Annotated in this window: 19 protein-coding genes and 1 other RNA gene; 12 read left to right on the top strand and 8 right to left on the bottom strand. The window is 62.1% G+C overall.

Annotation, left to right across the window (positions count from 1 at the left end; translation table 11 throughout):
• Positions 1 to 193 precede the first annotated feature (193 nt).
• Positions 194 to 1192, top strand: coding sequence for a flagellin (locus tag NMA58_RS13210; RefSeq protein WP_085778751.1), 999 nt, complete (start codon positions 194 to 196; stop codon positions 1190 to 1192).
• Between the two features lie 295 nt (positions 1193 to 1487).
• Complete coding sequence (locus tag NMA58_RS13205) at positions 1488 to 2153, top strand: OmpA family protein (RefSeq protein ID WP_085778750.1); 666 nt, start codon at positions 1488 to 1490, stop codon at positions 2151 to 2153.
• A gap of 67 nt (positions 2154 to 2220) precedes the next feature.
• On the opposite strand, the gene NMA58_RS13200 is transcribed toward NMA58_RS13205, so the two are convergent.
• Complete coding sequence (locus NMA58_RS13200) at positions 2221 to 2628, bottom strand: DUF2000 family protein (protein ID WP_085778749.1); 408 nt, start codon at positions 2626 to 2628, stop codon at positions 2221 to 2223.
• Positions 2629 to 2660: 32 nt separating this feature from the next.
• Between NMA58_RS13200 and NMA58_RS13195 the strand changes: the two genes are divergently transcribed.
• Positions 2661 to 3575: an AraC family ligand binding domain-containing protein gene (locus NMA58_RS13195; protein WP_434710476.1), complete on the top strand. Its 915-nt coding sequence runs from the start codon at positions 2661 to 2663 to the stop codon at positions 3573 to 3575.
• On the opposite strand, the gene NMA58_RS13190 is transcribed toward NMA58_RS13195, so the two are convergent.
• Together NMA58_RS13190 and NMA58_RS13185 are read right to left on the bottom strand one after the other, a co-directional pair.
• The gene (locus NMA58_RS13190; protein WP_434710474.1) at positions 3535 to 4629 is read right to left on the bottom strand and encodes an AbrB family transcriptional regulator; all 1095 of its coding nucleotides are present in this window, start codon (positions 4627 to 4629) and stop codon (positions 3535 to 3537) included. The two genes, NMA58_RS13195 and NMA58_RS13190, sit on opposite strands and share 41 nt — an antisense overlap.
• Positions 4630 to 4837: 208 nt before the next feature.
• Positions 4838 to 5743 carry a LysR family transcriptional regulator gene (locus NMA58_RS13185; RefSeq protein WP_434710472.1) on the bottom strand — a complete coding sequence of 302 codons (906 nt, stop codon included), beginning with the start codon at positions 5741 to 5743 and terminating at the stop codon, positions 4838 to 4840.
• A gap of 92 nt (positions 5744 to 5835) precedes the next feature.
• On the opposite strand from NMA58_RS13185, the gene NMA58_RS13180 reads away from it, so the two are divergent.
• The 3 genes from NMA58_RS13180 to NMA58_RS13170 all read left to right on the top strand — a co-directional run bounded on the left by NMA58_RS13180 (position 5836) and on the right by NMA58_RS13170 (position 12365).
• On the top strand, positions 5836 to 6870 hold the full coding sequence (locus tag NMA58_RS13180) for an aldo/keto reductase (protein WP_434710470.1): 1035 nt from the start codon (positions 5836 to 5838) through the stop codon (positions 6868 to 6870).
• A 261-nt stretch (positions 6871 to 7131) separates the two neighbouring features.
• Positions 7132 to 8544 carry an FAD-binding oxidoreductase gene (locus tag NMA58_RS13175; RefSeq protein WP_434710468.1) on the top strand — a complete coding sequence of 471 codons (1413 nt, stop codon included), beginning with the start codon at positions 7132 to 7134 and terminating at the stop codon, positions 8542 to 8544.
• Positions 8545 to 8657: 113 nt separating this feature from the next.
• Positions 8658 to 12365 carry an AsmA family protein gene (locus NMA58_RS13170; protein ID WP_434710466.1) on the top strand — a complete coding sequence of 1236 codons (3708 nt, stop codon included), beginning with the start codon at positions 8658 to 8660 and terminating at the stop codon, positions 12363 to 12365.
• A gap of 56 nt (positions 12366 to 12421) precedes the next feature.
• Here the strand turns inward: NMA58_RS13170 and NMA58_RS13165 are convergent, their stop codons facing one another.
• The 4 genes from NMA58_RS13165 to ssrA form a co-directional block, all read right to left on the bottom strand.
• Positions 12422 to 12646 (bottom strand): ribbon-helix-helix domain-containing protein, encoded by a 225-nt coding sequence (locus NMA58_RS13165; RefSeq protein WP_434713419.1) that lies wholly within the window; start codon positions 12644 to 12646, stop codon positions 12422 to 12424.
• 103 nt (positions 12647 to 12749) lie between these two features.
• Entirely contained in the window at positions 12750 to 12944 is a 195-nt protein-coding gene (locus NMA58_RS13160; protein ID WP_085778743.1) for a DUF4169 family protein, read from the bottom strand.
• 50 nt (positions 12945 to 12994) lie between these two features.
• Positions 12995 to 13510, bottom strand: a complete 516-nt coding sequence (locus NMA58_RS13155) for an SspB family protein (protein ID WP_064803733.1) — start codon at positions 13508 to 13510, stop codon at positions 12995 to 12997.
• A 126-nt stretch (positions 13511 to 13636) separates the two neighbouring features.
• Positions 13637 to 13998, bottom strand: a transfer-messenger RNA (tmRNA) gene (gene ssrA, locus NMA58_RS13150).
• Between the two features lie 111 nt (positions 13999 to 14109).
• Here ssrA and NMA58_RS13145 point away from each other — a divergent pair.
• From NMA58_RS13145 to NMA58_RS13125, 5 genes are all read left to right on the top strand, one after another.
• The gene (locus NMA58_RS13145; RefSeq protein ID WP_434710463.1) at positions 14110 to 14904 is read left to right on the top strand and encodes a thymidylate synthase; all 795 of its coding nucleotides are present in this window, start codon (positions 14110 to 14112) and stop codon (positions 14902 to 14904) included.
• A 13-nt stretch (positions 14905 to 14917) separates the two neighbouring features.
• A complete protein-coding gene (locus NMA58_RS13140; RefSeq protein ID WP_434710461.1) occupies positions 14918 to 15436 on the top strand; it encodes a dihydrofolate reductase in 519 nt (172 codons plus the stop codon).
• A gap of 149 nt (positions 15437 to 15585) precedes the next feature.
• Entirely contained in the window at positions 15586 to 16674 is a 1089-nt protein-coding gene (gene hflK, locus NMA58_RS13135; RefSeq protein ID WP_011426043.1) for an FtsH protease activity modulator HflK, read from the top strand.
• A gap of 5 nt (positions 16675 to 16679) precedes the next feature.
• Positions 16680 to 17636 carry a protease modulator HflC gene (gene hflC, locus NMA58_RS13130; protein WP_430958355.1) on the top strand — a complete coding sequence of 319 codons (957 nt, stop codon included), beginning with the start codon at positions 16680 to 16682 and terminating at the stop codon, positions 17634 to 17636.
• Between the two features lie 200 nt (positions 17637 to 17836).
• Positions 17837 to 19537 (top strand): DegQ family serine endoprotease, encoded by a 1701-nt coding sequence (locus tag NMA58_RS13125; RefSeq protein ID WP_097597993.1) that lies wholly within the window; start codon positions 17837 to 17839, stop codon positions 19535 to 19537.
• A 110-nt stretch (positions 19538 to 19647) separates the two neighbouring features.
• Here NMA58_RS13125 and serB read toward each other — a convergent pair whose 3' ends face one another.
• Positions 19648 to 20538: a phosphoserine phosphatase SerB gene (gene serB, locus NMA58_RS13120; RefSeq protein ID WP_221112248.1), complete on the bottom strand. Its 891-nt coding sequence runs from the start codon at positions 20536 to 20538 to the stop codon at positions 19648 to 19650.
• On the opposite strand from serB, the gene miaA reads away from it, so the two are divergent.
• Positions 20537 to 21433: a tRNA (adenosine(37)-N6)-dimethylallyltransferase MiaA gene (gene miaA / locus NMA58_RS13115; RefSeq protein ID WP_430958356.1), complete on the top strand. Its 897-nt coding sequence runs from the start codon at positions 20537 to 20539 to the stop codon at positions 21431 to 21433. The genes serB and miaA overlap by 2 nt on opposite strands.
• The last annotated feature ends 23 nt before the right edge of the window (positions 21434 to 21456 follow it).

The following is a 21456-nucleotide window of genomic DNA, read 5'->3' as shown; positions in this document are numbered from 1 at the left end:
ATAAGATAAATTTCCTCTGAAGATTAGCCGTTTTTTAAGCATAAGCCGCAATGATCGTGGCCAGGAACCGACTGGCCTTCTTCGTTTCTTGAAGGCAATGCGCTGGAGACCCAGCGACCCCGGACATGAGTGTCTGTGCGGAAGGTTCATCCCTGTTCAGTTGCGTTCTGTTGTGTTTTTGGAGTCTAGTTCCGTGAGTATTTATCAGCGCGTCTCCGTTGATGCGGCGCTCCATGTGCTGCGTGATATCAATCGCAATATGACGGTCACGCAGAACCACATCACGACAGGCATGCGTGTTGCCAAAGCGGCCGACAATGCCGTCTATTGGTCGATCGCAACCACCGCGCGCACCGACAACAAGGCCATTTCGGCGGTCCAGGACGCGCTCGGCATGGCGGCTGCGACAATGGGCACGGCCTATACCGGCGTGCAGAACGTCATCGACGTCGTCTCCGAGATCAAGGCCAAGCTCGTCGCCGCCACCGAGGACGGGGTCGACAAGAACAAGATCAACGAAGAACTCAAGCAATTGCAGGAGCAACTGCGCAGCGTTTCGGAATCGGCGACCTTCAACAGCGACAACTGGGTGATCCTCACCAATGACGCGACGCCGACGCAGCCGCGCCAGATCCCGGCTTCCTTCATCCGCAATGCCGACGGTACGGTCTCCGTGGGCATGCTGAGCTACCATATCGACAACACGCCTGTGGGGGCGACGACCTCCAAGGATGCACGCTACCTGATCGACGACCGGGCCACCGGTTCCGGCGAATACGGCGTGTTGACCTCGGCCTATTTCGCTACGGAACTCGGCGCTTCGCAGGACTACGTGCTGATGACCAGCAAGAACGGCACCACCACCGGCCAGGTGGTGATTTCCGTCTCTTCAAGCACGACGAAAGGTCAGCTCAGCGAAATGATCAGCGTGGTCGATGCCGCCCTGACGCAGCTGACCACGGTCGGATCGGCCTTCGGCGCGCTGGAAAAACGCATCGAGCTGCAGAACGACTTCGCCACTCAGCTGCACGACAACATCACCGCCGGCATCGGCCGGCTCGTTGATGCCGACATGGAGGAGGAGTCGAGCAGATTGAGGGCGCTCCAGACGCAGCAGCAGCTCGGCCTCCAATCGCTGAACATTGCCAATGCGACCTACGACACGGTCAGGCAGTTGTTCCAGAATTTCTAAGGGTGAGATTAGGCGCTTGGAGCGGCACTGCGATGTTTGTTGTTTGAGGTCCGAGTATCTCGGAGGAAGATTTGGCGCGCCCACTTCTCCTCCTCATTCCTGTGCTCGTCACAGGAATGAGGAGGAGAACGAAGCGCGCCCGCCGACCCGGTAAAAACTGGTGATATCCGTGCCTTGCTGCAACATGGCTGCTGTTTCGGCGCCTGAAATTCCCCTATCAAGGGAACATCTTCATTTTCTTGCCGTAATCCTTGCCATTTGCTCGCATCAGTTTTGAACGGAGACCGTCCTGTCCATGATCAAGAAATTCATACTTCTGGCTGTCGCAGCAAGCTATCTCAGCGCCTGCACGACGACCGATCCCTATACTGGTGAGCAGAAGGTTTCCAATACCGCGGGCGGTGCTGCGCTCGGCGCGCTCGGTGGCGCTCTTGTCGGTGTGGCCGTTGGCGGCGGCGGGCATGGCAAGCGCAACGCAGCGCTGATCGGCGCCGGTATCGGCGCGCTTGCCGGCGGCGCGATCGGCAACTACATGGACCAGCAGGAAGCCGAGCTTCGCGCCCAGCTCGAAGGTACCGGCATCTCCGTCACCCGCCAGGGCGACAACATCATTCTCAACATGCCCTCGAACATCACTTTCGATGTCGACCAGGACGCGGTGAAGCCGGGCTTCTATCCGACGCTGAATTCGGTGGCGATCGTGCTGCGCAAGTTCAACCGCACCCTGATCGACGTCAACGGCCATACGGATTCGACCGGCAGCCTGCAGCATAACCAGGACCTGTCGCAGCGCCGCGCGCTTTCGGTTGCCGATTATCTCGGCGGCCAGGGCATCGACCAGCGCCGCGTCTCCGCCGTCGGCTTCGGCCCGTCCCAGCCCGTCGCCTCCAACGCGACCGAGGCCGGCCGCGCCCAGAACCGCCGCGTCGAGATCCAGATCGCGCCCATCACGCAGGGCTGAGCAGGCGCTCTTTCAGACAACAGAAGGCCAGGCTCTCGCTCGGCCTCTTTCGTTTCTGCTGATCGCATCAATGCTGCATCGTCGCGCCTTTGGTGATCTTGTCGACGATCTTCTTGTCGGCTCTGATCGCGATGCCGACGATATTGGCGTCGTCAGGGGCATACTCGGCAAAGACGGCGCGGTTGGCGGCGTCATGGCCGGTGGCAAACATCTCCTCGATGAATATGGAGGCGGTTACCTCACGTTCCAGCGCGCGGCGGTGGATGGTCGATATCGTCGCTTCGTCGGCGGAAAGCACGATGATTGGCTGGATCGATAGCGGGTTGTAGAGATTGCCGGCGCGGTCCTTGTACGGCTCTCCGATGATCTCGGGATATTGTCCGGCGATGCCTGTCGACAGGAAAGCCGTGACGTTCAGCTTCTGCCAGCCGGCAAGATTGTTTCGCAGGACGATCGCAATTTTGGTATCAAACATTCCAGTCTCTCTCATCAGGGTATCGAAACGCGTTGAGCCAGGATCTAACGCCGCAGGTCTTCGAGGGTCTTGAACGTTTGTGCGAGCCGCAGGTGGGCAGCGGCATGCTGGCCGCGCCCGCCGGCAGCGGCATCCTGACTGCGCCCGCCTTTCCCGGCATCGAGCGTATCGAGGCGCAGTTTTCCGGCAATGTCTTCGAGCCGCATCGGCACGATACCTATGCGCTTGGTGTCACGCTGCACGGCGTTCAGACTTTCACATATCGCGGCGAGCGGCGCTTCAGCCTGCCGGGGCAGGTGATCGTGCTGCATCCCGACGAGGAACATGACGGCGGGGCGGCGACCGAGGCCGGGCTGCATTACCGCATGCTATACATGGAGCCTTCGCTGCTGATGGAATGCCTTGAGGCGGAGAAGATCGGGCTTCCCTTCGTCGAGCAGCCCGTGATTGCCGATAGTGCGCTGGCGAAGGTGCTTTTGGGAGCGCTCGGCGCACTCGATCGGGAGCTGGAAGAGCTTTTCGTCGACGATTTCGTTAGCCGCGTCGCCGGCGGCCTGTCACGGCATTCGCAGATGCGCCGCCGGCCACTGGGCACGGTCGCCTGGCGGCAGGTGCGGGCAGCACGTGATTATCTGGAGGCGCATGCGCTGAGGCCCGTGAGCTCGGGCGAACTGGAGAAGATTACCGGCCTTGACCGCTTCACGCTGTCACGGCATTTCCGCACGGCCTTTGCCACCAGCCCGCACCGCTACTTGCTGATGCGGCGCCTGCAGCAGGCGAGGGCGCTGATAGGGGCCGGCGAGGGTTTTGCCGATGTGGCGGCCGCGACGGGTTTTGCCGACCAGGCGCATTTCAATCGCCATTTCAAGAAGGCCTACGGCGTCACTCCCGGCCAGTGGGTCAGTCTCAGACGGGGTTTTCCGCAAGGCCGGAACGGCGCGCGATGAAGCGGGCGAGCGCCGGCCCGATCAGCAGAATGACCAGGAAACGGCCGGTCTGCATCGCCATCACGAAGGGCACGTCGACATCGCTTGATGCGGCGATGATGGCGACGGAATCGGCGCCGCCGGGGCTAGTGGCGAGATAGGCCGTCAGCGGATCGATGCCGGCAAAGACGTGCAGTGCCGCTGCCATGCAGCCGCAGAGCGCCATCAGCAGCACAATGCAGGCCGCGACCCGCGGCAGGGCGCGCGCCACATGGCTGATGATCGAGCGGGTGAAGCGCAGGCCGATGCTCCAGCCGACCAGCGCATAGGCGGTGGCAAGCAGCCACATCGGCAGCTCGATTTTCAGGATGCCGATGCCTTGCAGGAAGGCACCGAGAAAGAGCGGCACGATGATCATGCCTCCCTGTATGCGCAGGCGCCGCACGCCATAGGCGCAAAAGCCGGTAAAGGCGATCGTCGCGGCAAAGGCTGCCCAGTCTACCGGGGGAAAGAGGACGAGCGGCGGTGGCTCGCCGTCATCGGCCGCCACCCACAGCCGCGATACCACCGATGCGCCGACGGCGACGAAGACGACGCGTAGATATTGCATGAAGGCGACGAGGCGGGCATCGGCGCCATAGGCTTCCGACATGATGACCATCGCCGACGCCCCGCCCGGCGAGGAGCCCCAGACGGCAGTCGTTCCCGGCAGCACCTGCCAGCGCGTCAAGAGCCAGCCGAGGCCGGTGGCGATGGCGATGACCGAGAAGATGAACAGCAGGAAGATCGGCGCGTCCTTCGCCATCGTGCCGAGAATATCAGGGGTGATGGTGCGCGCCATCATCAGGCCGACGAGGACTTGGCCGAACTGCAGCGGCTGAAGCGGCACGCGAAGCTTTCCCTTGCCGACGGTCAGCGCCAGCACGATGGCGGCGACCATCGGCCCGATCAGCAGCGAGGCGGGCAGGGCCAAGAGTTCGAGGAAAATGGTGAAGGCTGTGGAAAGCGCGAGCAGCAACGCCCATTTCGGCAGGCCGGCATCCCGCAGCAGGCGGTGCGCGTGGCTGAGTGGCATGAATCCCCGTATGTTTCTCGGCCGGTGCCAAGTCCTGAGGCTGAAGGTGAGAGGAGGTCCGGCATGACGAAGAGAGGCCGGCTCAAGGGCCGGTCGGCGCTGCTTCGGTATAGGCGGGCGCCGCGAGCGCGGTCAATTGCGAAATCTGACTTCGAGGCGATACAGCATGCGAATTTGATTCAAGCCGCCGCATCAAGTCCTTGTTATCTCATCTGAGTCGAACATGCTGGACGAGGAAATCGAGCAGGGCGCGCACACGCGCCGGCAGCGGTCCGCCCTGTCCCATATAGACGGCATAGAATTCTTCGATATCGCCGGGATTGGCCGCTTCCAACACCGGCACCAGCCGGCCGGCAGCAATATCGGCGCGCACGGTGAAGGCGGCCAGCTGCGCAAGACCGGCGCCAGAGAGCGCGAGATGGCGCATGGCTTCCCCGTCTCCAACCTGCACGCCCGGCGTGATCGGCACGGACACCGTTTCGCCGTTCTCGCGCAGCGGCCAGCCCTCGACGGCGCGGGCATAGGAAAAGCCGATGCGGCAATGGCGGCTGAGATCGGCAACGCCACACGGTTCGCCATGACGCCTGAGATAATCGGGCGAGGCGACGATGAGCTTGCCGGTGGTGCCGAGCTTGCGGGCGATCAGGCTGGAGTTCTTCAGGGGGCCGGTGCGGATCGCAACGTCGGCGCGTTCTTCCATCAGATCGACCACCCTGTCGGTGTGGGCGATATCGAGCGTAACGGCGGGATGAAGCGCCATGAAGGCGGGCACGAGTGGCGCCAGCACATGATTGCCGAAGGAGCCGCTGGTATTGATACGGATGCGGCCCGAGGCCTGTTCGCGTGACGACGCCTGGCGCTCGGCCTCGGCGATATCGGCAAGGATGGCGATGCTGCGCTCATAGAAGGCACAGCCCTCCGGCGTCAGTTGCAGCTTGCGGGTCGAGCGGTTGACGAGGCGGACGCCGAGGCGCGCCTCCAGCCGGGCGATGAGTTTGCTGACCGCCGACGGCGTCATGCGCCGCGCCGTGGCGGCTGCGGAAAAGCCGCCGCGCTCGACGACACTGACGAAGACTTCCATTTCCCCCGAGCGGTTGACGTCCTGACGGCCCATGATGAATTCAAGTCACAGATGATGTTCTGTTTCGCAATCTATATCAACGGAAATACCGGGTCTATCTCGGAGGAAACACAGGAGACAGATCGATGGAGTACAGAAATCTCGGCGCATCGGGCCTCAGAGTGCCGGTCCTAAGCTTCGGCGCGGGCACGTTCGGCGGCAGCGGTCCGCTGTTCGGCGCCTGGGGCAATACCGATGCCGAAGAGGCTCGGCGGTTCGTCGACATCTGCCTCGAAGCCGGCGTCAATCTCTTCGATACGGCCGATGTTTATTCGGCCGGCGCTTCCGAAGAGGTGCTCGGCCAGGCGATCCGCGGCCGGCGCAACGCAGTGCTGATCTCGACCAAGACCGCGCTGCCGATGGGCGAGGGGCCGCAGGACTGGGGCACGTCGCGGGCGCGGCTGATCCGGGCGACGGAGGATGCGTTGCGTCGGCTCGAGACCGATTATATCGACCTTTTGCAGCTTCACGCCTTTGATGCCTCGACCCCGGTCGAGGAGGTGCTGTCGACGCTCGACAGCCTCGTCGCCGCAGGCAAGATCCGCTATGTCGGCGTCTCGAATTTTTCCGGCTGGGAGCTGATGAAGTCGCTCGCGGCGGCCGAGCGCTGGGGCCATCCGCGTTATGTTGCCCATCAGGTCTATTATTCGCTGGCGGGTCGCGACTATGAATGGGAGCTGATGCCGCTCGGCGCCGATCAGGGCGTCGGTGCCCTCGTATGGAGCCCGCTCGGCTGGGGGCGGCTTACCGGCAAGATCCGCCGCGGTGAGCCGCTGCCGGTCGCCAGCCGCTTGCACGAGACGGCCCAGTATGGCCCACCTGTCGACGACGAGAGGCTGTTCGACATCATCGAGGTGCTGGATTCGATCGCAGCGGAGACCGGCAAGACGGTGCCGCAGATCGCGATAAACTGGCTGCTCGGCCGGCCGACGGTATCGAGCGTCATCATCGGCGCCCGCAACGAAGATCAACTCAGGCAGAACCTTGGCGCGGCCGACTGGAGCCTGTCGAAGGATCAGATCGAAAGGCTCGACGCGGTCAGCGCGGTGACGGCGCCTTATCCTTATTTCCCCTATCGACGGCAGAAGGGCTTTGCGCTCCTCAATCCACCGATCGTCTGAGGCGGTCGGCCCGGCCTGTCCATGGCTCCTGGTCTACAACAAAAGGGGAGTGAAATCTTTTCCCAATCTTAACTGGACAGCCGCTTTGACTTGCCCCATACCGAGCCTGCCGCATATCTCCTTAAATCGGAATCGATGTAAGACGAAATTATGCAGCAATTTTAAAGTTCTACAGCGTCGATGTACGTCTGAACGGACGTGCTGCGCAGTACTCTGCGGGACGCGGTCTCGTCCACGCGGAATGGCAGGGAGATCAATGGGATGGCGCTGAAGGACGCAAAGACTGGAACACGCAACGAGGCGGGGATATCGGCTGTGCTCGGTATTCTCAAGCAGAGCTTCGGCGAGCGTTTCCAAACCAGCCAGTCCTTCCGTGAACAGCACGCCCATACGACCACCTATATCCCGCCGCAACTGCCCGACGGCGTTCTCTTTGCCGAAAGCGCCGACGATGTGAAGATGGCAGTCAGGGCCTGTGCAGCGCACAGGGTGCCGGTGATCGGTTTCGGCACTGGCTCCTCGCTGGAAGGTCAGGTCAATGCCGTCAACGGCGGTATTTCGATCGATTTCAGCCGCATGAGCCGGGTGCTCGAGGTCAATGCGGAGGATCTCGACTGCACGGTCGAGCCCGGTATCACCCGCGAGGCGCTGAACGTCCATCTGCGCGATACCGGCCTGTTCTTTCCGATCGATCCCGGCGCCAATGCCTCGATCGGCGGCATGGCGTCGACGCGGGCCTCCGGCACCAATGCGGTGCGCTACGGCACGATGAAGGACAATGTGCTTGCCGTCACGGCAGTCACCGCCAATGGTGAGGAGATCCGCACGGCGCGGCGCGCCCGCAAGTCTTCGGCCGGCTATGACCTGACGCGGCTCTTTGTCGGCGCCGAGGGCACGCTCGGCATATTGACCTCGGTGACGCTGCGCCTGCAGGCGATCCCGCAGAAGATTGCCGGCGGCGTCTGCGCCTTTCCGAGCATCAAGGCGGCCTGCGATGCCGTCATCATGACGATCCAGATGGGCATTCCGGTGGCGCGCATCGAGCTGCTCGATGCTGTCCAGATGCGGGCGTGCAACGCCTATTCCGGGCTGTCTTATGCCGAAAGCCCGACGCTTTTCCTCGAATTCCACGGCACAGACGAGACCGTGCCGCAGCAATCGGCAGCCTTCGCCGAGATCGCGGCTGAATGCGGCGGGGGCGAGTTTCTTTGGACCGCCAATGCCGAGGAGCGGACGAAGCTCTGGAAGGCGCGTCATAACGCATACTTTTCCGCGAGGGCGCTGGCGCCGGGGCTTGCCGCACTTTCGACCGATGTTTGTGTTCCGATATCGAGGCTTGCCGATTGCGTTTCCGAAACGCAGGCGGATATCGAGGAACATGGGCTGCTCGGCCCTATCGTCGGCCACGCCGGCGACGGGAATTTCCATGTGCTGCTGTTGTTCGATGACAAAAGCGCCGGAGACATAGCCAGGGCCGAGAGCTTCGTTGAGCGGCTTAACCGCCGGGCACTCGATATGGACGGAACATGCACCGGGGAGCACGGCATCGGGCAAGGCAAGATGGCCTTTCTGGAGCAGGAGCTCGGAGGCTCGGTGGATCTGATGCGACAGGTGAAGCAGGCGCTCGATCCGGACGGCATCTTCAATCCCGGCAAGATTTTCCACCAAGGCTGAAAACGGAATATTCTCATGAACTTGGGCCTTGCCCATCGCATGAATAGCGCTAGTGTCGACAACAGAATCCTGAACAGTGTCGGCAACACAATCCCGAATGGAGAATCCTTGCATTGGTAGGCCGGTTCCTCGTCTTTCTGGGGGGAGTGATCGTCGTAGTGCTGTTTGTGGCGCTGCTTGCGCCGTTGTTCATCGACTGGACGGATTTCCGGAAGAACTTCGAGGATCAGGCAAGCCGCATCATCGGTAAGAAAGTCACCGTCCACGGCACGGTGGATGCCCGTCTGTTGCCGTTTCCGTCGGTGACGCTGCATGACGTACGTGTCGGGCAGGAGGCTGACGGCACGCCGATCGTCAAGGTCGAACAATTTTCCATGGATGCCGAGCTTGCGCCTTTCCTGTCGGGCGAGGCGCTGATCTTTGATATGCGCGTCGTCAATCCGAAGGTGCGCCTCAGATTGCTCGAGGACGGCACACTCGACTGGATGCGCGGCAGCCGCGCCGAAATACCGGCCAAAACAGTCGTTCTCGAAAATGTGCATGTCAGCGGCGGCGAAGTCGATTTCCTTGACGACCAGTCGGGCCGGGCGCGCCGTATCACCGGCTTGAATGCGGAGATGTCGGCCAAATCGCTCGCGGGCCCCTGGCGCATCGAGGGCGATGCGGCCCTTGACGGCGAACACGGCAATTTCTCGATTTCGAGCAGCCAGCCGGACGAGAAGGGCGTGCTGCGCATGCGCACGAAGCTGTCGCCGGACAAACACCCGGTCAGTATCGATCTCGACGGCGAACTGAAGCTGGTCGACCGCAAGCCGAACTATCAGGGCCAGCTTTCGGCGGCGATCGAAAACCGCAACAGCGCCAGGTCGGCCAACAAGAACGAGCAGCCGCCGAGGCTCAAGGGCCGCTTCGAGCTTACCAACGAACGTATCCGCATTCCCGAATACCGGATGGAGATCGGCCCGACGGACGATCCCTATGTGATAACCGGGGAGGCGACACTCGATACCGGCAACGCGCCTGAGTTCTTGTTGACCGCCGACGGGCAGCAGATAGACGTGAACCGCATCGGCAATCAGGGCGCGGCCGGCAAGACGACGCGGGATGCCGCGGTTTCGGCGCGCCAACGGTTGAATTCTCTGATCGATATCGTCGCGCAGGTGCCGATCCCGCAGGTGCCCGGCAAGGCAAGCGTCAAACTGCCGGCCATCGTTGCCGGCGACACAACGCTACGCGATGTGCAACTGGAGCTGGAGCCGGCCGGTACCGGCTGGATGATCGACAGCGCCGTCGGCACGCTGCCAGGGCGCACGCAGGTGGAAGGCAAGGGCAAGCTCCTGCTTCAGGGAGAACCCTCGTTCAACGGCCAGATCGTGGTTGCCTCGAACCAGCCAACGGGGCTAGCCTCCTGGCTGGCCGGCTCGGTCGACCCGGCCATCCGCCAATTGCGGCAGGCGGGTTTTTCCGCCAATGTCAGCCTGACTCATGAATTGCAGCGTTTCGAAAATCTCGAAATCGCCATCGGATCGGCGACGCTGAAGGGACGGCTGGAACGGCAGGCGATCTCCGGCCAGACGCCGACCCTGTCGGTGGCGCTGAATGGCGACACGCTCGATCTTGACGCGCTGCAGGCGCTGGCCGGTCTCGCGACCGGGCAGGAGAGCGGCGACAATGTCCTCGACCATAAGATCGCCGCGCAGCTCAGGGCCGACAGGTTCACCGCCTTCGGGGTTGATGCCGAGAATGTCGAGACCACCTTCACGATTGCCGACGGGGCGCTTGCGGTCGACCGGCTGTCAGTCAAGAATCTCGCGGGCGCCGAGCTGACGGCGACCGGCCGGGCCGAAGGCTCGCTGCTCGACTATAAAGGTGCGGGTGAGATCACCTTCAAATCGGCCGATCCCGGCGGTTTCTTCACCATGCTGCGCGAGCATCTTCCGCACCATCCCGTGCTCGACCGGCTGGTGCGCAATGCGGGCTGGTACGGCAATACGGCGTTGCGCGGTGCGCTGACGCTCGGCGGCGACGAGGGCGATGCGATGACAGTGACGCTGGCCGGCGTCTCGAACGGCAGCCGGGTGAACCTTGACTATCGCATGTCCGATCTCCTGGCGCTGACCGGCAGCGGCACGACGAGCCTTGAGGCGACGCTCGAAAACGCCGTGCCGTCAATCCTGTTCGGTCAGGCCGGGCTCGACCCGCTGCCGGTCGATGTCGGCGCGAATGGCCGCCTGACCCTCAAGGTGAAGGCGTCGGGCAACGATCCTGCCGATGCGGCGCTGACCTTTGCGACCGACCGGACCTCGTTTACCGCAAAGGGCAAGGTTGACGTGCGGCCGGAGAGCTTCATGAATGGCCAGATCGCGCTTTCGCTCGACAGCGCCGATATCGACCCCTATCTCATCATGAACGGTATTGCCCTGCCGCAGACCGGAACAGGGCTGCCGCTCGGCCTGCAGATCAATGCCGCCGTCGATAGCGACAAGATCGTTTTGTCCGATCTCAAGGGACATGCGGCCGACAACGCGTTTTCCGGTGCGCTGACCTTCGATCGCAAGGCTGCGAAGACAACGGCGACCGGCGAGCTGACGCTTGCCAAGGCAGATGCCGGCTGGCTCGGCGAGGCGGTGTTCGGCCAGATCGTCGATCCCGCCAGCGGCACACTGTCGAAGGCGCCGCTGGGCTTACCCACCTTCAAGGATCTCGACGTCAAGGTGAAGCTGTCGGCCAAGGAGTTCTGGCCCGGCCTGCCGGAAACGGCGGTGTCCGATTTCACCAGCAACGTCGCCTATAAGGGCGACGAGCTGCAGCTCAACGATATGGCCGGCAACTGGGAAGGCGGCAAGCTCTCCGGCAATCTTCTCTTCACCAATGCCGACGGCACCGGTTTCCTGCAGACGAAGCTGGCGCTTGCCGATTCCGATCTCGCCGGGGTCATCTGGCTGCGGGACGGCGCGCCGGTCGCCAACGGCAAGTTCGGATTGTCGCTGTCGATGGAAGCCTCGGGCAAGACGATCAGTGAGATCGCCAGCTCGCTCAATGGTTCGGGGGAGCTGAGACTCGGCGATATGAGCGTACGCGGACTGAACCTTGCCATTCTTCCGCCGCTGCTTGCCGCCACCGACCCAATGCAGGAACAGATCAACGCCGGCAAGGTGCATCCGATCGTCGAGACGTTGCTCAACAACGGCGAGGCGAAGCTGCCGCCGCTCGGAATACCCTTCAACGTCACCGACGGGACGCTCAGGGTGCAGAATGTGACCGTGGCCAACGATCTAGCCCGGGTTACCGCCGACGCGCAGATCGCCTTGCCGGAGCAGCGGATCAGCGCGACGGTCGGTATCGGCCTCAATCCAGGCGCGGAGGCGCTTCCTGGTGTCGAACCGGCGCTGCGGCTGAACTTTTCCGGCATGTTGCCGTCACCCGGCAAGACGATGGACGTGACCGATATCACCAGCTACCTGTCGCTGCGTGCTTTTGAGCGCGAGCGGCGGCGAGTCGAGCGGCTGCAGGCGATCGTGCTCGAAAAGCAGCGCCTGCGCCGCGAGGTGGCGCTCTATCGTTTCAATGACGCCGAGCGCGTCAGAGCGGCGGAAATCGAACGGCAACGGCAGGCGGAGGAAGAGCGGCTGCGAAGACTGGCGCAGGAGGCGGCTGCGCAGAAGGCTGCTGCCGAGGCGGAGGCCGCACGTGCGGAGGCAAAAGCCAAGGCTGATGCGCAGGCGAGGGCGGCCGCCGAGGCGGAGGCGGCCCGGCGCTCCGGGCAGATGCAGCCCGGTCAGCTCGATTTCGACCATCTGCCGGGCATTCAGGCGCAATGAAGACGCTTGGGGTTTGCGTCGCCTGATATTTCAGATTTTTATTTGAATTCCCGGCGTCACGGCCGGCGGCCACAGCCGGCCTTCGCCCACGAAAGCACATGGAGCCGCAGCGCTGAGGATAGGTTGCTGTCCGGCGGGCGGTGGTCGTCGATCTCGGAAATCAGGGCGGCAAGCGACATGGAACGGCTTGCCGCAATCGTCTTCAGCTCGGCCCAGAATTCATCTTCCAGCGAAAAGCTGGTGCGATGGCCATGCAGTGTCGCCGAGTGCTTGCGGATCATCAGCCGGTTCACATCGCAATCGGCTTGGAGGATCGATTCAAGGAAATCGCGCAAGTGGCTGATCGCCGATTCATTTCCGGCTCTTTAAGCTTCGCTTGAAGCTTCATGCGCCGTCGTCATCCGTCTCGATCCGGCCATCGCGGTGAGCCTTGTCGGCCTTCTCGTTCAGAGTGCGGGTGAGCTGCTTTTCCGCCTTGGTGCGGCCGAAGGAAATACGGTTCTGCTCGGCCTGCTTCTCCTTTTCGGAGCGGGCCTGCTTTTTGCGAAACTGGCGCAGATTGATGATTTCGGCGCTCATGCGCGAGGCTTGATCCTTATGAAAAAGGGAGGCTCGGCCTCCCTTTGAAATCACTGCTTCTTGCGGAAGGAGTCGAGCGAGACGACGGAGCCCGGTTTTTTCTCTTCGCCGTCGGCCGGTTTTGCGCCGGCGGCTTCATCGGGCTTTCCTGCCGCGTCGACGGGATAGGCGGTGATCTCACCGGAAGGCAGTTCCTCGCCGTCGGCGAGCGGCACGTCGAATTCAAGCTCGAAATTGACCGAGGGATCATAGAAGCCGCGGATCGCATTGAACGGTATGACCAGCTTCTCCGGAACGTCGGAGAAGGAAAGGCCGATTTCGAAATGCGTTTCGGTGATCTTGAGATCCCAGAACTGATGCTGGATGACAATAGTCATCTGCTCGGGATATTTGGACTTCAGGTGCTGGGAGATGCGCACGCCGGCGGCACCCGTGAGGAAGGTGATGAAGAAGTGGTGGTCGCCGGGCAGACGACCCGTTGTTGCTACCTCCGCCAAAACCTTGCGGATGACGCCGCGAAGTGCATCCTGCGCCAGAATGTCGTAGCGGATATGATCCTGCCCCATGCTTTTCCTGTCTTTCGTCGGTTCTGAAGTCTTTTCACAAGGTTTATGGCACGTTCAGGCGCCTTGGGAAAGTCCGGAGCCGAGTCACGCATAGATCAGCATACATGATTTCAGTCTGAGGGAGAAGGTGAAGGCTTCTGTTGCCAGGTGCCTTCGGACCCCGCCTAGAGGTGCGAACCACTAGGACTTTGATTGAAGTGTCACACCGCGATTAAGCAGCGAGACGAGCTTCCGCATAGTTGTCGTTTGCAACTACAATTTTAGCCCGATAACGGCGGTACAATGCCGAGCAAAAAGTCGATCTTTACACCCTTGTCGATCCTATTTCGCCCCCATCAAAAGCCGGCCTTGATACCGCCGGTTTTTGGTGGAGGCGCCGGGTACCGCCCCCGGGTCCAATAGGTTTATTACACCGCTCATTTATTGCCATAGCCGGCCCGAGAGCCGGCAGGGCTGATATAGTGATTTCCTTCGTCCAAGGAAAGGGCAAACGTCATAAAAGCTTTATGTCGGGCGGCAGAAAGAACGGGAAAATATCCGCCTGCGATTGGTTTCTTCAAGGCGAAGGCTTAAATTGGAGAAAACGGAATCAGCGCGACATGCAGCAATATCTCAATCTCCTCACCCATGTGATGGAAAAGGGCTCCGACCGGGGCGACCGCACCGGCACCGGCACGCGCTCGGTCTTCGGCTACCAGATGCGCTTCGATCTCGAGGAAGGCTTTCCCGTCCTGACGACGAAGAAGCTGCATCTGCGCTCGATCATCCACGAGCTTTTATGGTTCCTGAAGGGCGAGACGAATATCCGCTATCTCAAGGAGAACGGCGTCTCGATCTGGGATGAGTGGGCCGACGAGAACGGCGATCTCGGGCCGGTCTACGGCGCCCAGTGGCGCTCCTGGCCGGCACCGGACGGTGGCCATATCGATCAGATCGCCAATCTCGTCAAAGGTATCGTCAACAATCCGAACTCACGCCGCCACATCGTCTCAGCCTGGAATCCGGCCGAGGTCGACCAGATGGCGCTGCCGCCCTGCCATTGCCTGTTTCAGTTCTACGTGGCCGACGGCAAACTCTCCTGCCAGTTGTACCAGCGCTCCGCCGATATTTTCCTTGGCGTGCCCTTCAACATCGCCTCCTATGCGCTTTTGACGATGATGGTGGCCCAGGTGACGGGGCTCAAAGGGGGCGATTTCGTCCACACCCTCGGCGACGCGCATCTCTATCACAATCATTTCGACCAGGCGAAGCTGCAGCTGACGCGTCGGCCAAAGCCGCTGCCCTTCATGCGGATCAATCCTGAAGTGAAGGATATCTTCGGGTTCAGGTTCGAGGATTTCGAGCTGATCGGCTATGAGGCCGATGCCAATATCAAGGCGCCGATCGCCGTCTGAGCCGGGACTTTTCATGGGCGAAATCCGCAGGACCATCATCGCCGCCGTCGCACGCAACGGGACCATCGGCCGGGAAGGCGACATGCCGTGGCGGCTATCGAGCGATCTCAAGCGCTTTAAGGCGCTGACGCTCGGCAAGCCTGTCGTGATGGGCCGCAAGACCTATGACTCGATCGGCAAGCCGCTGCCGGGGCGGCCGAACGTGGTCATTTCGCGACGAGCAGCGATCGAACACCCCGATGTCGGCATGGCCCATTCGCTGACCGAGGCGATGGACGCTGCCGACAGATTGGCGCTGCAAACCGGGGCCGGCGAAATCTGCATCATCGGCGGCGGGCAGATCTATGCTCAGGCCATCGATCTTGCCGATCGGCTGTGCATTACGCATGTCGAGGCCGATCTTGACGGCGACGCGTTTTTTCCGGCGATCGATCCGGGCGTCTGGCAGGCGGGGGAGGTAGTCGCCGTGCCCGCTGGCGAGAAGGACAGCTACCCCACGCGCTACGTCGTCTATGAACGCCGTCGCGCCTGAAAACGAACTATTTTCCAATTAAATTGACCAAGTTTCTCACGCTGCGTTGAAAGCCGGTGCGGCGATACCTATAACGGTCACCAACGCATCGGCCGGTCAGCCCCCACGGTCCCGAATGCGGGGAAGACTTAACGAACAACGAGGTTTTGATGCCCTGGAGCAATCAGAATGGCGGCGGCGGCCCTTGGGGCGGCGGCGGTAACAATCAGGGACCATGGGGCCAAGGGCCGAACCGCCCACGTGGCGGCAAGGGCGGACCGCCTGATCTGGAAGACATCATCCGGCGCGGTCAGGATCAGCTGCGCAATATCGTTCCCGGCGGTTTCAATGGTGGCGTGGCGGCGATCGTCGTGGCGATCGTCGCTGTTTTCTGGCTGATCCAGTGCGTCTACACCGTCCAGCCGGACGAACGCGGCGTCGAGCTGCGCTTCGGCAAGCCGAGAGAAGAAATTTCCATGCCCGGCCTGCATTTCCGCATCTGGCCGATGGACGCGGTCGAGATCGTGAAGGTGACCGAGCAGCAGCAGAATATCGGCGGACGCAACAACAGCAATTCGACGGCTGGACTGATGCTTTCCGGCGACCAGAACATCGTCAACGTGCAGTTCTCCGTGCTCTACACGATCAATGACCCGAAATCCTATCTTTTCCGTCTCGAAAATCCGGCTGAAACGCTGCAGCAGGTTTCCGAAAGCGCCATGCGCGAAATCGTCGGCCGGCGCCCGGCACAAGATGCCTTCCGTGACAATCGCGGACCGATCGAAACCGAAGTGCGCAACATCATCCAGGATACGATGGATCGCTATGGCGCCGGCATTGCGATCAACCGCGTGACGATCGAGGACGTCGCACCGCCGCGCGACGTGGCCGATGCCTTCGAGGAAGTGCAGCGTGCCGATCAGGACAAGCAGCGCCTCGTGGAGGAGGCGAACCAGTACGCCAACCAGAAGCTTGGCCAGGCCCGCGGTGACGCGGCCCGCATCCGCGAAGCAGCAGCGGCCTATAAGGACCGGATCGTCAAGGAGGCTGAAGGTGAAGCGCAACGCTTCGTTTCGATCTACGACGAATATTCCAAGGCTCCTGACGTGACGCGGGAGCGGCTGTTCCTGGAAACGATGGAACAGGTGCTGAAGGGTTCCAAGAAAGTGATCATAGACCAAAAGGCGGGCGCCGTGCCTTATCTGCCTCTCAATGAGGTCGGCAGGCCGACGCAGCAACAACAGCAGCAGGGAGGCTGAGACCCATGTCGAACAGACTTCCGGTAATTCTGATCCTCCTGGCGGTCGTGCTGGTCGGGGTCTATTCCTCGGTCTTCGTGGTGAGTGCCCGCGAACAGGCCATCGTCGTTCGCTTCGGTGAAATCCAGTCGGTCAAGACTGACCCTGGCATCTATTTCAAGCTGCCTTTCGCTTTTGCCGATGCGGACAGGGTGCAATACGTGCCGAAGCAGGAACTGCGCTTCGATCTTGACAATATCCGTGTCCAGGTTTCCGGCGGCGCATTTTATGAGGTAAATGCCTTCCTCATCTACCGTATCAACGACGCACGCCGCTTCCGCGAAACCGTTTCGGGCGACAGGGAGGCGGCAGAAGCGCGGCTTCGCACGCGCCTCGATTCCGCCTTGCGCAGGGTCTACGGCGTGCGCAGCATCGAAGCCGCGCTCTCCCGGGAACGGGTGGCGATGATGCTCGAGGTTCGCAACGAACTCCAAGCCGATGCGGAGACGCTCGGAATCACGCTCGACGACGTGCGCATCAGCCGGACGGACCTCACTCAGGATGTTTCCGAGCGCACGTACAACCGCATGCGGGCCGAGCGACTGGCGGAGGCCGAACTGCTGAGGGCGCAGGGCACTGAGGAAGGCCAGCGCCGCCGCGCCATCGCCGACCGCCAGGTCGTTGAGCTGACTGCCGGCGCACAACGCGACTCCGAGATCCTGCGTGGCCAGGGCGATGCCGAACGCAACCGCGTCTTCGCCGAGGCATTCTCAAGGGACCCGGGTTTCTTCGAGTTTTACCGCTCGATGGCGGCCTATGCGGCGACGCTTTCGTCGCAGGACACAACGCTTGTTCTGTCGCCGGATTCGGAATTCTTCCGCTACTTCAACAAGGCTGCCGGCGCCGCGCCGGCGAGCTCGGCTGCGTCGGCTCCCGCAACGCCCGGAACAACCGCTCCGGCGCCAGCCCAGCCGGCGAACTGAAAGCACCGGGATCTGTTTCCCTCCAAGATCGAGAAAGGGTCGGCCCAGCGCCGGCCCTTTCGATTTCAAGAGGTAAGGCCGGGCTTTTGTGATGGTCCGTCAGATTGCACGGGGATTTCGCGAAAAGGTGATTTCACCCTCCATCATTCCGCCTTATGCTGGTGCTGAATATGCGCATTTACGCCTTATGAGGAAGCTTGATGGCCCCGACGATTCGCTTGCCCTTCAGACGAACGCTCGCGCTTCTGGCCAGCGCCACCATCCTGGCGCAAGCCGGCGTGAGCGGGGTTGCTTTTGCGCAAACCACGCCTGAAACAGCAGCGCCCGGGGTTGCCGCGCCTGTTCCGGCTGCTCCCACGCCACCTGCATCTACCACGCCGCAGCAGACGCCACCGGTTCAGACCGTCGTGCCGACCAACGGTCCGGCTTCCGTTGCCGACCTGGCGGAAGGGTTGCTCGATGCTGTGGTCAATATCTCGACCTCGCAGAATGTGAAGGATGACGAAGGGGTCGGTCCGGCGCCGCGCGCCCCTGACGGGTCACCATTCCAGGAGTTCTTCAACGACTTCTTCAACAAACAGCAGGGCAACAAGGGCCCCAACCATAATGTCAGCTCGCTTGGGTCCGGTTTCGTCATCGATCCGGCCGGCTATATCGTGACCAACAACCATGTGATCGAGGGCGCCGACGACATCGAGGTCAATTTCGCCAACGGCTCGAAGCTCAAGGCGAAGCTGATCGGCACGGATACGAAGACCGATCTTTCCGTGTTGAAGGTCGAGCCGAAGACACCGCTGAAATCGGTGAAATTCGGCGACTCCAGCGAGATGCGCATCGGCGACTGGGTCATGGCGATCGGCAATCCGTTCGGCTTCGGCGGTTCGGTGACGGTCGGCATCATTTCCGGGCGCGGCCGCAACATCAATGCCGGCCCCTACGACAACTTCATCCAGACGGATGCGGCGATCAACAAGGGCAATTCCGGCGGCCCGCTCTTCAACATGAAGGGTGAAGTGATCGGCATCAACACGGCGATCATCTCGCCGAGCGGCGGCTCGATCGGCATCGGCTTCTCGGTACCGTCCGAACTTGCTTCCGGCGTCGTCGAGCAGTTGCGCCAGTATGGCGAGACGCGGCGCGGCTGGCTCGGCGTGCGCATCCAGCCGGTGACCGACGACATCGCCGACAGTCTCGGGCTCGACACCGCCAAGGGCGCGCTGGTCGCCGGCGTCATCAAGGGCGGTCCCGTCGACGACGGCTCGATCAAGGCGGGCGACGTCATTCTGAAATTCGACGGCAAGGCGGTCAATGAAATGCGCGACCTGCCGCGCGTCGTGGCGGAAAGCACGGTCGGAAAAGAAGTCGACGTCGTGGTGCTGCGCGACGGCAAGGAGCAGACCGTCAAGGTGAAGCTCGGCCGGCTCGAAGACAGCGATCAGGCGGCATCCGGCGATGCAGCGCCGGATGGCGTGATCACCCCTGATCCCGACGAAAACGACGATATGGATCAGCCGGATACTGGCGATCAGGCAGCGCCCGCACCGGGCACACCGGCGCCGGACCAGCACCAACAGGGCCAGGTATCGCCGGATGCGGCCATGCCGAAGAACGTGCTCGGATTGTCGCTGTCGCTCCTCAGTCCCGAAACACGCAAGGCTTTCGGCATCGCCGAAAGCGTCGACGGCGTCGTCGTGACGGAGGTGGAGGCCGGCTCCGCCTCGGCCGAAAAGGGGTTGAAGCCAGGGGATGTTATCGTCGAGGTGGCACAGGAGTTCATGAAATCCCCGGATGCGGTCGCGGCCAAGGTGAAATCGCTGAAACAGGAAGGGCGCCGCAACGCCCAGCTGATGATCGCATCGGCAAACGGCGATCTGCGGTTCGTTGCGGTGCCGATGGAATAGGAGTACTGCGGCGGTGGCGACCAGGTGCCGCCTTCCTGTTCTCGCTCAACTCCTCCCGCATTCCTGTGACGAGCGCAGGAATGCGGGAGGAGGGGCGCGTTTCGGCCTTCTTAACCCATCACGAAATCGGTCTTCCGATAACCCTGGATATAAAGAAGTGCCGTCAGGTCGGCGTGATTGATGCGCATCTGCGCCTGAGCGGCGACAGTGGGCTTGGCGTGGAGGGCGACGCCGGAGCCGGCGAGCTGCAGCATGCCGAGATCATTGGCGCCGTCGCCGACGGCGATTGCCTCCTGTGGCGAAATGCCGAGGCTTGCTGAAATCTCGTTCAGCGCATCCACCTTTGCCTGCTTGCCGAGGATAGGTTCGGCGACGAAGCCGGACAGAATGCCATCCTCGTCCAGCAGCGTATTGGCGCGGTTTTCGTCGAAGCCAAGAGTGGCGGCGATGCGGCTGGTAAAGACGGTGAAGCCGCCGGAGACGAGGGCGGTGTAATGACCTTTCGATTTCATCGTGGCGATCAGCTCCGGCCCTCCCGGCGTCAGCGTGATGCGCTTGGCGATGACCTCGTCGACAACCGAGATCGGCAGTCCTTTCAAGAGGGCGACGCGCTCACGCAGGGCGGGCTCAAAGGCGATCTCGCCATTCATGGCGCGGGCGGTGATGTCGGCGACCTTCTCCTTCAGGCCCACTTCGGCGGCGAGTTCGTCGATGCATTCCTGGCCGATCATCGTCGAATCCATGTCGGCGATCAGCAGCTTCTTGCGGCGGCTGTCCTGCTCCTGGATGACGAGGTCGATGGGGGCGCTCGATATGACGGCGAGAAGATTGGCCTCGGCTGCTTGCGCATCCGCGCCGTCGCGCAGTGCGATGTCGCAGGCAACGCCGTCGGCCAGCCAGTAGAGGCCGGAAGCGGTTACTGCCTCGGCCGCTTGTTCGGCAATGCCGGGAGTAAGCACAGGATTTGACGGATTGGCAACAAGCGTGGCAACGAGGGCCATGATGGAAAACCTTCTGAGCGTAGAGAACGCGATCCTGATAACCGGGCCGACCGCCAGCGGCAAGTCCGCCCTTGCGGTGGAATTGGCCAAGCGCCATGACGGCGCGGTCGTCAATGCCGACAGCATGCAGGTCTACGATACGCTGCGGGTGCTGACCGCGCGTCCGTCGGAAGAGGAGATGCAAGGCGTGCCGCATCATCTCTACGGTCACGTGCCGGCGGGGGCCGGCTATTCCACAGGCGCCTGGCTGCGCGATGTCTCGGCGCTTTTGCCGGCGCTCAGGGCCGCCGGGCAGCTACCGGTTTTCGTCGGCGGCACCGGGCTTTACTTCAAGGCGCTGACCGGCGGTCTCTCCGAGATGCCTGATATACCGGAGGTACTGCGGGAAGACTTGCGCACGCGACTCGTGGAGGAGGGGCCGGGTGCGCTCTACCTTGAGCTTTGCGACGCCGATCCCGCCATGGCGGCCAGCCTCAACCGCCAGGACGGCCAGCGCATCGTCCGGGCGCTGGAGGTAATCAAAGCAACGGGACGCTCGATCGCCGATTTCCAGGTCCGGTCCGGGCCTGTGGTGATCGATGCCGACGAGGCCCGCAAGATAGTTGTTCTGCCGGACCGGGCGGTGCTGCATGCTCGCATCAATGGCCGTTTCGAGAAGATGCTGCAACAGGGTGCGGAAGACGAGGTGAAGGCGCTGCTTGCGCTCGACCTGCCGGCCGAGGCGCCCGTCATGAAGGCCATCGGTGTGTCGCAGATCGCGGCGATGCTGAAGGGCGAGATGACGCGCGATGAGGTGCTGGAGAAGGGGGCTGCGGCGACACGGCAATATGCCAAGCGGCAAATGACCTGGTTCCGCAATCAGATGGACGAAAGCTGGGAGCGATTGACGCTTTAGCATGAGGCGATATCGTCTGGCTC

The organism is Rhizobium sp. YTUHZ045 (genome assembly GCF_051124255.1).
Taxonomy (GTDB): domain Bacteria; phylum Pseudomonadota; class Alphaproteobacteria; order Rhizobiales; family Rhizobiaceae; genus Rhizobium.
This window is presented reverse-complemented; position numbering and strand designations above follow the sequence as displayed.